The organism is Pseudomonas yamanorum (assembly GCF_013386765.1).
Classification (GTDB): Bacteria; Pseudomonadota; Gammaproteobacteria; order Pseudomonadales; family Pseudomonadaceae; genus Aquipseudomonas; species Aquipseudomonas yamanorum_A.
Window position 1 is genome coordinate 56,449 of the sequence record NZ_JACARE010000033.1, and the last position, 15,670, is coordinate 72,118.

Sequence of the window (15,670 nt, forward strand, 5' to 3'; positions counted from 1 at the left end):
CAGGAGCCATCACCATGACCGCGCCTCACGCCACCGAACTCGATCCCCGCTGGGCCGCCATCGTCGCCCGCGACGCCAGAGCCGACCTCACTTTCGTCTATGGCGTGAAAACCACCGGTGTGTACTGCCGCCCCAGCAGTTCCGCACGGCGGCCGCGCCCGGAGAACGTCGAGTTCTTCGACACCCCGCAACAGGCCGAAGCCGCGGGCTACCGGCCCAACAAACGTTCGTCGGGAGACCAGACCCAGGTGGCTGCACGCCATGCACAACTGGTGGCCGCCGCCTGCCGGCACATCGAACAGGCCGAAACCTTGCCGCCCCTCGAAGCCCTGGCCGACCTCGCCGGCCTGAGCCCGTTCCATTTCCACCGGGTGTTCAAAGCGGTGACCGGCCTGACACCCAAGCGCTACGCCAGCGCCCATCGCTCGCGCAAGGTACGCGACGGGCTCAAGGACCAGCACTCGGTGACCGATGCGCTGTATGACGCCGGGTTCAACTCCAACAGCCGCTTTTACGAGGCTGCCGACCAATTGCTCGGCATGAAGCCTCGCGACTACAAGGCGGGCGGCACCAACACGGACATTCGCTTTGCCGTCGGCGAATGCTCATTGGGCGCAATCCTGGTGGCGCAGAGCAATCGCGGCGTGTGCGCGATCCTGCTGGGGGATGACCCGGACAAACTGGTGCGTGACCTGCAGGACCAGTTTCCTCGCGCCAACCTGTTGGGGGCCGATCATGACTTCGAGCAACTGATTGCCCAAGTGGTGGGTTTCATTGAGGCGCCGGCCCTGGGCCTGGACTTGCCCCTGGACCTGCGCGGCACCGCGTTCCAGGAACGGGTCTGGCAGGCCCTGCGGGAAATTCCGGTGGGTTGCACCGCCAGCTACGCCGAGATCGCCCAGCGTATCGGCGCACCTACCGCCTACCGCGCCGTGGCCCAGGCCTGTGGCGCCAACAGCCTGGCCGTGGCGATTCCCTGCCACCGTGTGGTGCGCGCCGACGGTAACCTGTCGGGCTATCGCTGGGGCGTTGAGCGCAAACGGCAATTGCTGGAGCGCGAAAGCCCGGCAGAATCCTGAAGACGGTTACTGGAGTTTACGTTTGCGAAACTCCGCTACCTTATGCCGGTTGCCACACAGCGCCATGCTGCACCAGCGGCGCTTGTGGCCCTTGGTACGGTCGTAGAACCACAGCACGCACTCGGGATGCTCACAGGTGCGGATCAGGCCGAAATCCCCTTCCACCAGCAACGTCGCGGCGGCTTCGGCAATCGGCGACAAGAATTGCTCAGCCGTTTGCTGTTTGCGCTGGCGCTCCAGGCGTAACTCGCCGGGCGCCGGCCAAGCCAGCTGCGGGTGGCTGACCGCCTTGCGCAAAAATCCATTCAGTGCGCCAGGGTCGCCCTGCTCACCGGCCTTGCGCTGTTCCAGCAACAGCCGGATCACTTCCCGCAATCCTCGCGCCGCGCCCAGCAAAGCGCCCTTCTCGAACACCGGCACCGCGCCCTCATCGCACCAGCCAAGTCGCACCAGCCAGCGTTCGACATCGCCATCGCCTTGCCAGAATTCAAAGGGCACGCCGTCGACATTGGCCCGGGTGTTGAGCATGTCCAGCACCGGGTGGTCGGCCAGAACGTAGGGTTCCAATGGGGATGGGGTAATAGCGGTCATGGCGAGTCCTCTGCAAGTCCGCGTCATCGTAACCGTTGATTGCGCTTTTGGATAGTTACAGAATGCGCAAAAAAGTAACCCTATAAATTAATTTGACAGGTTACATTTTCCAGCGCAGGCTGAAATCCAGTAACCCAAAAAATAAATTTATCTAGTTACAGAGAGGACTCCGATCATGTCGATTACCGCCCCAGTGGTTCGCTACCAGCACGTTGATGCCGATGGCGTGCGCATCTTCTACCGCGAAGCCGGTGACCCGTCCGCCCCCGTGCTGTTGCTGCTGCACGGCTTCCCCAGCTCGTCCCACATGTACCGCGACCTGATCCCGCTGCTCGCCACACGCTACCGGGTCATCGCGCCGGACCTTCCAGGCTTCGGCTTCACCGAAGTCCCCGCCGAACGCAATTACCGGTACAGCTTCGACAACCTGGCGATCACCGTCGGCCACTTCGTCGACGCCCTGCAACTGAGCCGTTATGCCCTCTACGTGTTTGACTACGGCGCACCGGTGGGCCTGCGCCTGGCGGTGGCGCACCCGGAACGGGTCAGCGCGCTGGTGTCGCAGAACGGCAACGCTTATCTGGAAGGTCTGGGCGATGCCTGGGCGCCGATCCGCACCTATTGGGCCGAACCAAGCCAGGCCAATCGCGAGGTGATCCGCAATGCGGTGATCAGCCTGGAAGGCACGCGCTATCAGTACCTGCATGGCGTTTCGCAACCGGAGCTGGTTGCACCGGAGTCCTACATGCTTGACGTGCTGTTGATGCAGCGCCCCGGCAATGACGAGATCCAGCTGGACCTGTTCCTCGACTACCGTAACAACCTGACGCTGTACCCGGCGTTCCAGGCGTTTTTCAAGGCCACGCAAGTGCCGGCGCTGGTGATCTGGGGCCAGAACGATCCGTTCTTCATCCCGCCGGGCGCCCATGCCTATAAACGCGACAACGCGAACGCAGTGGTGGAATTGCTCGACACCGGCCACTTCGCCCTGGAAACCCACGCCGCACATATTGCCCAGCGGATTCATGAGGTATTGGGCCACGCCATCGATTGATGGTCGCCCACGAAACACTGGATTCGTCCAGTGAATAATACAGACTGGCCTGGTGCTACTTGGCCCTGCTAAAACGACGGTACAGCATTCCATCGTTGGAGAAGCGCCCCATGAGCACCTGGCCAGACACCCGAATTCTTGACCTGCTGGGCATTGAGCTACCCATTATTCAGGCGCCCATGGCCAATGCCACGAGCACCGCCATGGTGATCGCCGCCAACGCGGCCGGCGCCCTCGGTTCGATGCCGGCCGCCGCGCTGAGCATCGAGCAACTGCGTGAAGCGCTGGCCACTATCCGCCAAGCCAGCACACGGCCACTGAACGTCAATTTCTTCTGCCACCAGCCTCCGCCGCCGGATGCAGGACGCGACCGACAGTGGAAGAACCTGCTGGAACCCTATTACCGCGAACTGGGCGCCGACTTTGACGCCCCGACGCCTGTGTCCAACCGCGCCCCCTTCAACAACGCCGCCTGTGAAGTGGTGGAGGAATTGCGCCCGGAAGTGGTGAGTTTTCACTTTGGCCTGCCGGAAAAATCCCTGCTGGAGCGGGTCAAGGCCACCGGGGCGAAAGTACTCTCGTCGGCGACCACCGTGGAAGAAGCCATCTGGCTGGAACAGCACGGCTGCGACGCAATCATCGCCATGGGCTACGAAGCCGGCGGCCATCGCGGGATATTCCTCGGCGACGACCTGAATAGCCAGATTGGCACCATGGCCCTGGTGCCACAGATCGTCGACGCCGTGAGCGTGCCGGTGATTGCGGCCGGTGGTATCGGGGATGCACGCGGCATTGTCGCCGCCTTTGCCCTCGGCGCGTCGGCGGTACAGATCGGTACGGCCTACCTGTTCACCCCCGAGGCCACCGTCTCGAAATCACACCACCACGCCTTGCGCACGGCACAAGCCAGTGAAACCGCGCTGACCAACCTGTTCACCGGGCGCCCGGCGCGGGGCATCATCAACCGGGTGATGCGCGAACTCGGCGCGATCAACCCGACCGCCCCGGCGTTTCCGCTGTCCGGCGGTGCGTTGATGCCACTCAAGGCCAAGGATGAAGCCGGCTTCAGTAACCTGTGGTCGGGCCAGGCACTGCGCCTCGGCAAAGACATCTCCACCTATGACCTGACGCTGGAACTGGCCGCGCAGACCCTGGAAAAACTCGGCCGGCGCTGAACCTGAACTCCCGGGGCAACTTTGCACTGTACCGGCAGTGGCCAACCGCTATATATTCCCATACATAGCGGTAGACCCCCTCTGCCTATAACAAGCCGCAAACCCCAAGGAGCTTCTTGATGATGATTCGCGCCTCACGCCTGGCCCCCACGGCCCTTGCCACCCTGATCGCCGCGTTTGCCTTCGCCTCGGCGAATGCCGATGAAGTACAGGTGGCCGTGGCTGCCAACTTCACCGCCCCGATCCAGGCAATTGCCGCCGACTTTGAAAAAGACACCGGCCACAAACTGGTCGCTGCCTATGGCGCCACCGGCCAGTTCTACACCCAGATCAAGAACGGCGCGCCGTTTGAAGTGTTCCTCAGTGCCGACGACACCACCCCGCAGAAACTCGAGGCCGAAGGCGACACCGTCAAGGGCTCGCGCTTCACCTACGCGGTCGGCACCCTGGCGCTGTGGTCGGCCAAGGAAGGCTACGTGGATGCCAAGGGCGAAGTGCTGAAGAAAAATCAATTCCAGCACCTGTCCATCGCCAACCCGAAAGCCGCGCCTTATGGCCTGGCCGCTACCCAGGTGCTGGCGAAGGAAGGCCTGACCGAGAAGGTCAAGGAAAAGCTCGTTGAAGGCCAGAACATCACCCAGGCCTATCAGTTCGTGTCCACCGGCAACGCCGAGCTGGGTTTTGTCGCGCTGTCGCAGATCTACAAGGACGGCAAGGTCACCAGCGGTTCGGCCTGGATCGTGCCGTCGTCGATGCATGACCCGATCAAGCAAGACGCCGTGATCCTTAACAAAGGCAAGGACAGTGCGGCCGCCAAGGCCCTGGTTGAATACCTGAAAGGTCCGAAAGCCGCCGCAGTGATCAAATCCTACGGTTACGAGCTGTAAATGCCGCTGTCGAGTGCCGATTTTTCCGCGATCTGGTTGACCCTGAAACTGGCGTCGCTGACCACGGTCATCCTGCTGATCATCGGCACTCCGATCGCCCTGTGGCTGTCGCGCACCCGTTCGTGGTGGCGCGGCCCCATTGGCGCAGTGGTCGCATTGCCGTTGGTGTTACCGCCTACGGTGATCGGCTTCTACCTGCTGCTGACGATGGGCCCGAACGGCTATTTCGGCCAGTTCACCCAATGGCTGGGCCTGGGCACCCTGACCTTCAGCTTCGCCGGGCTGGTGATTGGCTCGGTGATCTATTCCATGCCGTTTGTGGTGCAGCCGTTGCAAAACGCCTTCTCCGCCATCGGCACTCGCCCACTGGAAGTGGCCGCGACGTTGCGGGCCAATCCCTGGGACACCTTCTTCACGGTGATCCTGCCCCTGGCACGCCCGGGGTTTATCACCGCATCGATTCTCGGTTTTGCCCACACCGTCGGTGAGTTCGGCGTGGTGCTGATGATCGGCGGCAATATTCCAAACAAGACCCGGGTGGTCTCGGTGCAGATCTACGACCACGTCGAAGCCATGGAATACGCCCAGGCTCACTGGCTGGCCGGGTCCATGGTGGTGTTTTCATTCCTGGTGTTGCTGGCGCTCTACTCCAGCCGTAAAACCAAAGCGGGCTGGAGCTGATGTCGATGATCGAGGTGCGCCTGCAACTGAAGTACTCCGGGTTTGCCCTGGACGTCGACCTGCAATTGCCCGGTCGCGGAGTGACGGCGCTGTACGGCCACTCCGGCTCCGGCAAGACCACCTGCCTGCGTTGCATCGCCGGGCTGGAACGGGCCGAAGAAGGCTTCGTGCAGATCAACGACGAGGTCTGGCAAGACAGCCGCAAAGGCCTGTTCGTGCCCCCCCACAAGCGCGCCCTGGGCTATGTGTTTCAAGAAGCCAGCCTGTTCCCGCACTTGTCAGTGCTGGCCAACCTGGAGTTCGGTCTCAAGCACATCCCGCGCGCGCAACGGCGGGTCGACATGGCCCACGCAACGGAGTTGCTGGGCATCGGCCACTTGCTGGATCGCCACCCGCAGCACCTCTCCGGCGGCGAACGCCAGCGCATCGGCATCGCCCGCGCGCTGCTTACCAGCCCGAGCCTGCTGCTGATGGACGAGCCCCTGGCGGCACTGGACAGCAAACGCAAAAGCGAAATCCTGCCGTACCTCGAACGCCTGCACGATGAGCTTGAGGTTCCGGTGCTGTACGTCAGCCATGCCCAGGACGAAGTGGCGCGCCTGGCCGATCACATCGTGTTGCTCAGCGACGGCAAGGCCCTGGCCAGCGGCCCCATCGGCGAAACCCTGGCCCGGCTGGACCTGCCCATGGCCCTGGGCGACGACGCCGGCGTGGTGATCAACGGCACGGTCAGCGCCTACGACGCACACTACCAATTGCTCACCCTGCAACTGCCCGCCAGCCAATTGCAGATGCGCGTGGCCCATGCGCCGCTGGCGCTGGGCAAATCGTTGCGCTTCAAGATCCAGGCCCGGGACGTCAGCCTGAGCCTGCAGGCCGAGGAGCACAGCAGCATCCTCAATCGCCTGCCTGTGACGGTGACACAGGAGATCCCGGCGGATAACGCCGCCCATGTGCTGGTAAGCCTCGATGCGGCCGGCACACCGTTGCTGGCGCGCATCACCCGGTACTCACGGGACCAGTTGCAACTGCATCCGGGCCAGACGTTGTGGGCGCAGATCAAGGCGGTGGCGGTGCTGGCCTGAGTTGCACTATGCGTGGTTCGCAACGGCTTAGCCCTCCCCAGTCTCCGACAGCGCACAGGCCTGTGCTTGTGGCATCAGACGTATATCCACCCGACGGTTGGCTGCTCGTCCAGATGCCGTGTCATTGCTGGCGATCGGCTGTTTGCCTGCCGCGCCCTGGACGGCAAAGCAATTATCCGGAAGGTCACCCATACGCTGCATCCAGTCGCGTACCGCCGAGGCACGGGCGTAGGAGAGTTGGAGGTTCTGCTCGGCGTCGCCGGTTGTGTCGGTGTGCCCGACGATCACGATCAGCCAGCCGGGCTGGGCCTTGATATTGACCAGTGCATTGATCAGCACCTTGGTCGAGCCGGGTTTGAGCACGATGCTGCCGGCATCGAACAGCGACAGGCTGTCCAGGTGCACAGTGTCGGGCACCGCTGGTTGCGGCTGGACGCGTTGATCAACCCACCACCAGCAACCGCCACCCAGCGCCATCAATGTGATCAGCGCAAACAGCCACAGAACGATACGGGACTTTCGGGAGACCGCAGGCGGCAACTCCGGCATTGGTAGGGCGGGCAGGATAACCACCGGCAGGACAAAGGCCGGTTCCGGGGCGCTCGTCAACATCAGGTCCGCTCCACCTGCATTTTGGCTTCGCTCCAAACGCCGCATCAAGCTGCCAACCTGATGACGCAGCGCCTGCAGGCTGACCAGAGGCGCCTGCCCCTGACGATCCAACTGCGCGGCCAACCGATCCAGTTCACCGCCCAGGCGCTCAAGGACGGGCACTGCCTGACAGGTACTTTCCACGCGGCGCAGCAACGGCTGCCATTGGCCAAACAGCCAGACGAGAATACCCAAACGCACCGAAGTCTTAGGGGGCCACACCGTAGTCCATTCGCTGCATAACGCCTCAATCAGCGTCACTCCCTGGGCCATGCCCTCCAGGCCGTAGCGTTGGCTGCGCGCCAACGCAAAAGCAGCGGCGGTTTGCAGCTCCGCGCCGTTGTTCTGAAACAACGTCAGGCACAACTGTTCAACCTTTGCCCAGTCGACGTCCGGACATGCCGGATGGCTCAGCTTGGCCAACTCGTCCCGCAAGGCAGTGAACTCACCAAAGCCGCGAGGATCACCACCGACTCGAATACGCATTTCAAATAACGCTGTCATCCAGCTTCCCTTCCGTTACAGGTTTACGGCTTCGACAAGTAGTCCTGCTGTCTTAAATGACTTACCAATACTTTGCCCTCGGGCGCCAGGGTTGTGCCGAAGGTCGCGCGCTCGCCGTTTTTCAGTTGTACATCGAGGGCATATTCCAAATGGCCGGGCCGGATCTGTGGCAACAGTTCGATGTTGACGGCTTCCAGACGCGGTTCGTACTTGAGCAACGTATTCATCAGCGTTCCCATCAGCCCATGTGCCGAGGCGGGCAGCCCTTGCAGCGTCTGCGCCATATCCGGCAGGCCATAATCCGGCAGGTGGCTGAGGGATCCCGCCCGGCTGTTGAGAATGCGCCGCAGGTTATCCAGCACCGATAACGTGTGTTGGTCTTCTTCGCGGACGCGGTACACGTCGAGTTCGCCGTCGAAATTCTGTAAAAGCATTTCGTAAAGCGAAGGGTTCAGTTCGCTCACGGCTTACTCCGATGCCAACGGTTTCAGGGCCAGTCGATTGTCGCCGAGCTCAATCACCCTGGCTCGGTCCGGGTCCAGATCATCGCGGGTCAGCGTCAGGCGCCACGTGTTCAGCCGCGTGTCGGGTGTGCGGAACAACGCCACGACCGTAACGAATTGAGCGTCTGTATCCAGCGGCACATCCAGCTCTGCCCCCTCCCCGGGCTTGATCACCAGCGCTTGCTGGTCCAGCAGGTCGGCACGCAGCAGGTTGTCAGCGTCGCTCAACACACTGTCGTAGGCGGCTTTTTCCATGGTTTTGTTGTCGCGCAGTTGGTACACGCGCACTACTGTTGGCACCGTTAGCCCGGTCATGTCCGTCCTGTCAGCGTTCGTCGCTGCTCGGCCGGTAAAGTCCAGGTGCAGGGTTTTCACTTGCTTAAAGAAGATGGCCTTGGCCGCAGACGTGGTGGCATCACTCACTGTCTGAGTCAGCCCGCACCCGGTGAGCAGTGCGCCAAGCAGCGTCACCTTCAATAGATTAAAAATGATATGCGACATGCTGTGCCTCTCGGAATCGGGGGTTGCTGTGCAGGCCTTGGTATCGGCCCAGATTGATGGTGATGGTTTCGTGTTCGCCGACCTGCCAGGCCTCACTGCCCAGCCCCAGGACGCCGGTCATGCCCAGCAGCACCGGCGCGCCACCCAACACGGGACTGGGGAGGCTATTTATCGGCAGAGACAGCTGCAATTTCGCGGTGCAACGCCAGCCCAGATATACCCTCAACAACACCAGCAAGTCGTTGTGCAACAGGCCGCCCGGCAACCAGCTACGCGCTTCGTTCAGGTCCTCAGTGAATAGCGCGAGGTGCAACTGGCTGTTGGCATCAACGCCGACGCTGCCCAATGGCGTCCCTTGGGACAAACTCACCGGATGACGCTTCGACAGACTGGCCGGCTGAACCAAAGCTACTTTTTGTGGCCAGTGCGGTGTTACCCGCGCCTCGGTATCAGGTGCCAACAGCTTGACCAATGCGCTGATCCCCTCGGCATTGCGGGTAGGCAGGCGCATCACGCTGAGCAGCGCAAGAAAGCGCGAGACCGGCGTAGCAATCTGCTTGGCCGTACCGGGAATCCCCAGGCCGATCAACCCCAGCAGGCACTGTGACGTTGCGTCACTACCACCTGCCTCGAACGTCGCCGGGTAGGAATACTTGCGCCAGATGCGATAGAACTGGGTGAAGATCCGGTGGTTGAAAATATCCAGGAATGCCTCCAACGCTTCGTGACCTTCGCGACGCTGGGCGATATCGTCCTGAAAGGTCGTTGGCATCGGCGAGTCAACGCCGTAAAGCCCGAGCAGGCGCGTGCGTACCGTCGCAGGACGTTCAGGCAGGTCCCCACAGGTTTCGATGGCCTTTAGTTCCCCCGCAGGAAATCCCATGCCAGGGTCAGGCCGAAAGCGCACCGGATCATCCGCCGGATGCGCGGAGCTCCCCAGTGGCGGGTGATTGGGCAACGCCTGTTCCAGCAACTGGCAGAACCGGTAGAGGTTCGCCTCGGCGACCCGCCCGTCCAGCGCCTCCAGTAACCCGGAAGCTTTCAGCCGGGAATACGCTGACTGTGGTTCTCGTTCCATCGCAGGCACTTTCCAGTAGGTTGCAGGATCAGCGTGAGCTGGTTGAACAAATGAATATCGGCGTACAGGCCAAAGAAGCGATGGAGCATCTCGCCGAACAGGCTGATATCGCCCTCCCCTGAAAAACCATGGGCGTCGAGAGTGATTTCAATATCCACCCCCCGCAGCAGAAAGCCCTTCTCGAAGCGCTGAACCAGATGGTGGCGAACCTCGACGATCGCTTGCAGCCGACGACGGTTCAGCTCACTGCCGGTCCAGTCGTACAGTGCCAGGGTGCCGCGCAGTACCTCGGCGCTGTCGAGCATCGGCAGGAAGTTGGAACCCAGATGACTGAGTACTCGCCAATGAAAACGGTCACGGCTGGGTGGGTAGCACGGCAAGCTGGGGGCGCACAGGTTACGTACCCGCAGGCCGGTCTGAGTGGACTGCATGACGGTGTCGAGCAAGGTGCTTTGCAGGGCCTTGCGGGGTAGCAGTCCGTTGGTGCCGGTCAAGCGTAACGACAGGCTTTCGCTGTTGCTTAGCAGATCCTTGTCGAACCCGTCACCGCCCAGGATCAACCAGGTGTCATGCAAGCCCTTGGCCGAACGTTTTAAACGGGTATGGAAATACCACTCCGGGGCATCGTCACGCAGCATTCCGCCCTTGTGGCGAAAGCTGCTGAAGGGCACGTAGTCGTGGCGTACGTTGCTCTTTGATGAGGTCACCTGGTCGACCGAATAAATTTCGGTGTGCCCGTCCTGCAACCGCATGGGCCGCAGCAGGTAGTCCGTTTGCAACGGCTCCAGCGTCAAGGGGTCGCAGTCCAGCGCGAACAGGTTGATCACCGGCACCGCATGCAGGCGAATGTGTTCGCTGCTCACACTGAATTCACGCGGCCACGCCTCACGCAATACCACGTCCAGTTCGAACCAGGGTGTACCGGCGTTGAGGCTGAGTTGTTCCAGACCACAGAGGGTCACGAACATGAACTTCTCGCGAAACGTGAAGTACTCCAACAGCAACTGATAGCCACTGAACGCGCTATCGCCCTTGGGCCACAGGCGATCCTCGTCGGCGAAGCCCTTGGGCGCGAAATGGCCGTCAAGGGCTTCGCGTTCGTCTTGCCCAGGCAGACGCACGTACAGCGCCTGGGTGTTCAGCGTCAGCGCCTGGTGCAAGGCGCTGGCCAGCGGTGCATCGGCGCTCAGGTACAGCGGCAGACGGCTCAGGTCGAGCTGGTTCCAGTCCGTCAACACGCCGCAGGCAAAGCGCAGACGCAGCAGCGAGCGTCCGTCTGGCTCATAAGCCAACCGCACCGACTCCAGGGCCAGCGGCTGCAAGGTCAGGTCCTGGGTGGTGGTGTAACGACAACGAGTAGCTTGCGGGCCGATGGGTTGGGATAACACCTCAAACCCCTTGCCAATGGACTCGCTGCATTTCATCTGCGCCAGCTCCGGCACCAGCTCGATCACCGACAGCGACGGAATGGTGCGCAAATAATGCGGCCACAACAGGCTCACCAGCCCCTCGGTCAGCTCCGGCAAGTCATCGTCAAGCTTCTCCCGCAGACGGCCCATCAAGAAGGCAAACCCTTCGAACAGCCGTTCCACATAAGGGTCTTGCGCGCCCGGTTTATCCAGATTGAGCTGGGCCGCTCGATCCGGGAAGGCTTCGGCGAACTCCTTGCCGGCCTCGCGCAGGTAACGCATTTCGGCGTCGTAATAGCGCAGTGTCAAATTGTCCAAGGTCACAGAAAGACTCCAGATGAAAGAGGGTTAGCCGCAGAGCACAGCCGCGCTTACCGGATCGATGGCGACCAGCGCTGCCAGCAGCGCCTCGGTGCGCCGGGTCAGCGAGGGTTTGTCGGCATCGGTGCGTTGCGCCTTCAGACGCAACAGCTTGAGCAGGCGAGCCTTGACCTCGAAATTCAGCTCCGGCTCCCACACATCCAACGCGTGGTGCTGCGCGGTGGCGTCCAGTTCGGCCAACAGGTGCATGGCCAGGTCACTTTTGCCGTATTGCTCTGCGACACGCGCCATCAACAGCCGCAGCAGCCAGCGCTGGCGGCCGGTCTGCATGTCGGGCCGGGCCGCCAGCCACGCGAGTGCGACTTCTACGCCGGCGCTGTCGGCCTGAGCCAGGGCCTCGCTCTCCAGCGACAAGATGTCTGTGTCAGCGGTGGTTGGCACCGCCTTCGGTGCGGGCAGCCATTGCTGCGCGCGATTGCCAGTGACGTGCTGGGTGATCCAGTCACGGGTAATCTCGTCCGCGAACGGCGCACCGTCGCTCCAGTGCAGCAGTTCCAGGCCCGGCAAGCGGTCGAGAAACATGCCCAGGTCACGCTTGACGATGTCCGCCCAACTGTCTTGTGGCGCGGGCTGTTTGCTCAGCGCCTGGTAGAGGTACCACTGCAAATCCAGCCAGAAATGGTTCACGCCTTCGGCGTATATCCGCTCGACCTGGTCGAGCAGTTCAGTCCAGCTCTGTTGCAGGTAGAGGCGCTTGAGCTGTGCCCGATAGTCGCCACGGGGTGACGCCAGCCGAGTGTGGCCGCTGGCTTCCTCAGGTGGCGCCTGGTGCACTGTGTCCCAACGCAAACTCTTCATCAGCCGATGCGCCGCCAGCCAACCCTGGGGCTGCTCGCGCAAATAACCTGCCAGCGCCCTGCCGCTGTCCAACAGATCGCGTCCGGACTTGATGGCCGTGGCGCTAGGCGATGTGTGCGCGTTGGACTCATGGCTGGCGCTGTGCTGCGGCACCAGCGCATCCACCCCGCCGGACTGAGTCAACCGGGCGGACAGTGCGCCGTACAATGCACCCAAGGCGGGGCGCTGATCCTGCGGCCAGGTTTCAAGCCCGCGTTCAAGCCAAGCCAACGCCGCCACCGTGCGCTCAGCTTCGCTGCGCACTACTTCGGGGTACAGCGACAGACTGTCCAGCACCTTGCCGCTGGCCAGCCATTCCAGGGCCATCTTGCGGCTATTGGCGCGTACCGGCAGTACATCAGCGGCGAAACGCTCTACTAACGCGGCAAGCAACGTCAGGCCGTCAGCCAGCCCAGCCTCCCCATCCTTCTGCAAGCGCGCCCACAGGTAATAGGTGGCCACCCGCAGGTCTTTGCAAGTGTGGATCAGCAGCTTTTCTGCCAACTGGGCCACCCGTTCTGCATCCGCGCCGGACAGTTGGTTGACCTCCTCGCGCATGCGTTGGAAGTCATCGTCATAGCCTGGGTCTTCGCCTGCCGGCGAATGGCTGCTGATGGGTTGGAGCCAGGGTTGCCAGCGTTCCGCCTGGCTGCGAGCCAGGACCAAAGGATCGCGGTCGCCCAGGCAGTGGGAGATCAAAGCGTGCAGGCTCATTCAAAGCCTCCGTTCTGTGCATAGGGCTCTGCAACGGCGCCCTCGTTGAGAAATATCTGCGGCGGCAATGCGAAGTTACGCAGCTTGAGCAACGCCAATGGCCCTGCCCCCAGTTCGGTGCGCAGGTTCCAGGTCAGGTTCAGGCCGTCAGGCGCTTTCAGGACCATGCGGTAACGGCTGTCACCGTCGTCCAGGCTGGTGATTCGGGCTTTCTCCAACAGGCGGATCAAGCCCCAGGTTCCCTGATAATCACCGAACAAGCGCTCGCCGGTGTGGATGCTGGTCCAGCTCAGGCTCGCCCCTGGGTAGTCGCTGCGACCAGGCCAATTGAAACGCTGCCAGCTTTCTTTCTGGTTGAAGTAGTGGTGCCGTTCGCCGTTGAGGATGAAGGTGGTTTGCACGATGTCCCGGGCGGCCTTGCCCTGGAGTTCGAAGCTCAACCCCATGCCGCCATCGGTGTAGATCACGTCGGCCAGGTGGCTGAGCTGATTGATCGCCGCCAGGAACTGCGGATTGATCCGTAACCCCTGACTATGGCGTGGGTCGGCGACCCAGCGGCTGCCTTCCTTGCGCAGCACGCCGCCCAGTTGGCTGCGCAAAAACTGCTCGATGCGTCCGGAGTCGGCGCGGATCATCTGCCCCAGCATCGGCAGGGAAGCATCGCTGGCGGTTTCTGCAAACGGGTAGCGCCCGGCGAAGGCACTCTGCCAATCACGCACGATCGCACGCTGCCACTGGCTGTTAAGCCCCGCGGCCGAGGGTTGCAATACTCGCTGCCAGGCTTCGTCCAGCGGCTGCACAAACAGGGTATGACCGATTCCATTCCATTCGGCTCCCAGGCTCGCCGCGACCAGGCTGCCATAGGACTGGGTTTGCGTCAGGTCCACGCTTTTACCCTGAAACACGGTTTGCGCCAGCGCCTGGGTCATTTCCTGCGGATCGGGAGCGTTGCTCACTTGCTGCAGTTTCAGGCGCAGCCGGGTGACGCGGGTCAGGAACGCCTGCAGGCTCAACCGATCATTGTCGGCCTGGCCCTGCGGGTCTTTGCCAAGCAGGGTCAATAATGGACCGAAGGTGGCGTCCAGCGGACCACGCGGTGCTTGTGCCAGTTGGTCAATCATTGGCACTTCGTCTTGCGTGATCAGCTTTTGTGCGGAGCGCACCAGCGAGTCGGCCAAGGCCTGGCTGCGCGTGCCAGCCTGCCCTTGATAGGCCAGGGTATTCATCAACGCGATCAAGGGCGATTGGCGCACGTCGGTCATCAGTGTCAGCTGGTCGATCACATCACTCAGACTGCTGGCCTGGTTCCAGCGCAGGCTGTTGAGAAAGTCCAGCCAGGCACTGGCGTAATCCTGAAAGTAACGCTCGACGAGGCGTTCCCTGAGCACATCCGGGGTCAGCTCGGTGGCGATTTCGGCCTGGTTGTCGCTGAGCACCCAGTCGATTTCTTCACGGCGTGCTTCGGCGATAGTGTCGATGGCCTGGCGTACCTGCCCTTCCCAGGCCTGGCGGGTGAACACGCCCGGCACACTGGCCACGGTATGGAACAGCGCCGTGGCATCGGTTTCGCCGGTCATGGTTTGCAGGTGCAGCTCAGGGTATTGATTGGCGGCCGCATCGAGGACCTGCTGGTACAGATGGGTTTCGGCGTTGCGCTGGCCCAGTTGGCTGAGCAGGACCCGTCGGGCCTGAGCCACCAGCTTCGGGTCGGCCTGGATCGCCCAGGCCGGATGCGCCGACAGGTGTTCGCCATAGAACCGCCACAGATTAGGCGCCAGGCCCTGCCACAGGCCCGACGACACACCCTCGCGCAGCGGCTCGGCATTTCCAAGGGCTTGGGCCAGGAAGGTGGCGTCGGCTTTTGCCGGGCGCGCCATCATCAGGTACGCCTTCAATTGCTCGTAGGCCTCCTGGGCACGTTCAGCCCGTTGTTCGCTGCCCGGGGGCAGACTGATCAACGCGTTGAGCTGGCGGTGCAAATGGGCGGCCGCCGGGTCGCGAATCAAGCGATTATTGGCTTCGACGTAACGCGGCCACAGCACCGCGAGCAGGTCTTGATTCCGGTTCAGACCGAAGCGTTGATACCAGGGCGTGCCGTGTTTGGCGCGGTAGTCGAGGCGCCCCAGTTCGCGCACCAGATCGTTGAGCGCGCTGAGTTGCTCGTCGGGGCTTCCCGACTGCTGCAATGCCGCCAATGATGTTTGTACCTGGGCGATTTGTACGCGGTTGCTGGCGAAGGACAGCAGCAAGCCGGCGCCCCACACCAGCGCCAGACCCAACACCAACGCATACCCGACACGCGGCGCGCTCCAGCCCAGCCGGCGGCCGCTGGCGTTATCGTTGGTTACCCCATGCCACACCGGGGCAGCTGACCAGTCATGTTCTCTATCATGCGGCGTGCGCTGTACCGGCAGGCTGAACCACAGGCCCCGCAGGGGCACCTCATGGGCAAACGTATCGCCGAAAGGCGCCAGCGCATGACGCCAGCGGGCGATGCCCTCGCCCTGTAAATCCCTGGACAGGCGCAGCAGGAAGTCATG

14 protein-coding genes are annotated in these 15,670 nt (G+C 62.3%); 6 read left to right on the forward strand and 8 right to left on the reverse strand.

Annotated features, from left to right (window positions below; genetic code table 11):
* Window positions 1-14: 14 nt before the first annotated feature.
* Complete coding sequence (ada, locus tag HX875_RS24580) at window positions 15-1,079, forward strand: bifunctional DNA-binding transcriptional regulator/O6-methylguanine-DNA methyltransferase Ada (protein ID WP_177046439.1); 1,065 nt, start codon at window positions 15-17, stop codon at window positions 1,077-1,079.
* 6 nt (window positions 1,080-1,085) lie between these two features.
* On the opposite strand, the gene HX875_RS24585 is transcribed toward ada, so the two are convergent.
* Window positions 1,086-1,670 carry a CGNR zinc finger domain-containing protein gene (locus HX875_RS24585; RefSeq protein WP_177046446.1) on the reverse strand — a complete coding sequence of 195 codons (585 nt, stop codon included), beginning with the start codon at window positions 1,668-1,670 and terminating at the stop codon, window positions 1,086-1,088.
* A 175-nt stretch (window positions 1,671-1,845) separates the two neighbouring features.
* On the opposite strand from HX875_RS24585, the gene HX875_RS24590 reads away from it, so the two are divergent.
* The 5 genes from HX875_RS24590 (at window position 1,846) to modC (ending at window position 6,552) form a co-directional block, all read left to right on the forward strand.
* Entirely contained in the window at window positions 1,846-2,724 is an 879-nt protein-coding gene (locus tag HX875_RS24590; RefSeq protein WP_177046448.1) for an alpha/beta fold hydrolase, read from the forward strand.
* Window positions 2,725-2,834: 110 nt separating this feature from the next.
* The gene (locus tag HX875_RS24595; RefSeq protein ID WP_177046450.1) at window positions 2,835-3,899 is read left to right on the forward strand and encodes an NAD(P)H-dependent flavin oxidoreductase; all 1,065 of its coding nucleotides are present in this window, start codon (window positions 2,835-2,837) and stop codon (window positions 3,897-3,899) included.
* A gap of 119 nt (window positions 3,900-4,018) precedes the next feature.
* On the forward strand, window positions 4,019-4,786 hold the full coding sequence (modA, locus tag HX875_RS24600; RefSeq protein WP_256348164.1) for a molybdate ABC transporter substrate-binding protein: 768 nt from the start codon (window positions 4,019-4,021) through the stop codon (window positions 4,784-4,786).
* The gene (gene modB, locus HX875_RS24605; protein WP_003212595.1) at window positions 4,787-5,467 is read left to right on the forward strand and encodes a molybdate ABC transporter permease subunit; all 681 of its coding nucleotides are present in this window, start codon (window positions 4,787-4,789) and stop codon (window positions 5,465-5,467) included.
* Window positions 5,468-5,472: 5 nt separating this feature from the next.
* A complete protein-coding gene (gene modC, locus HX875_RS24610) occupies window positions 5,473-6,552 on the forward strand; it encodes a molybdenum ABC transporter ATP-binding protein (RefSeq protein WP_177046519.1) in 1,080 nt (359 codons plus the stop codon).
* 27 nt (window positions 6,553-6,579) lie between these two features.
* Here the strand turns inward: modC and HX875_RS24615 are convergent, their stop codons facing one another.
* From HX875_RS24615 to HX875_RS24645, 7 genes are all read right to left on the reverse strand, one after another.
* The gene (locus HX875_RS24615; RefSeq protein ID WP_177046458.1) at window positions 6,580-7,707 is read right to left on the reverse strand and encodes an OmpA family protein; all 1,128 of its coding nucleotides are present in this window, start codon (window positions 7,705-7,707) and stop codon (window positions 6,580-6,582) included.
* A 23-nt stretch (window positions 7,708-7,730) separates the two neighbouring features.
* Window positions 7,731-8,171, reverse strand: coding sequence for a type VI secretion system baseplate subunit TssE (tssE, locus tag HX875_RS24620; protein ID WP_177046468.1), 441 nt, complete (start codon window positions 8,169-8,171; stop codon window positions 7,731-7,733).
* 3 nt (window positions 8,172-8,174) lie between these two features.
* Window positions 8,175-8,711: a type VI secretion system lipoprotein TssJ gene (tssJ, locus tag HX875_RS24625; RefSeq protein WP_177046475.1), complete on the reverse strand. Its 537-nt coding sequence runs from the start codon at window positions 8,709-8,711 to the stop codon at window positions 8,175-8,177.
* Window positions 8,692-9,789: a type VI secretion system baseplate subunit TssG gene (gene tssG, locus HX875_RS24630; RefSeq protein WP_177046483.1), complete on the reverse strand. Its 1,098-nt coding sequence runs from the start codon at window positions 9,787-9,789 to the stop codon at window positions 8,692-8,694. The genes tssJ and tssG overlap by 20 nt, the downstream gene beginning before the upstream one ends.
* Window positions 9,753-11,522 carry a type VI secretion system baseplate subunit TssF gene (gene tssF, locus HX875_RS24635; protein ID WP_177046492.1) on the reverse strand — a complete coding sequence of 590 codons (1,770 nt, stop codon included), beginning with the start codon at window positions 11,520-11,522 and terminating at the stop codon, window positions 9,753-9,755. Before tssF ends, tssG begins: the two co-directional genes overlap by 37 nt.
* Window positions 11,523-11,546: 24 nt before the next feature.
* The gene (tssA, locus tag HX875_RS24640; RefSeq protein WP_177046502.1) at window positions 11,547-13,130 is read right to left on the reverse strand and encodes a type VI secretion system protein TssA; all 1,584 of its coding nucleotides are present in this window, start codon (window positions 13,128-13,130) and stop codon (window positions 11,547-11,549) included.
* Window positions 13,127-15,670, reverse strand: a 2,544-nt coding sequence (locus HX875_RS24645; protein WP_177046504.1) for an ImcF-related family protein, incomplete at its 5' end; no start/stop codon positions are given. The genes HX875_RS24645 and tssA, both read right to left, overlap by 4 nt.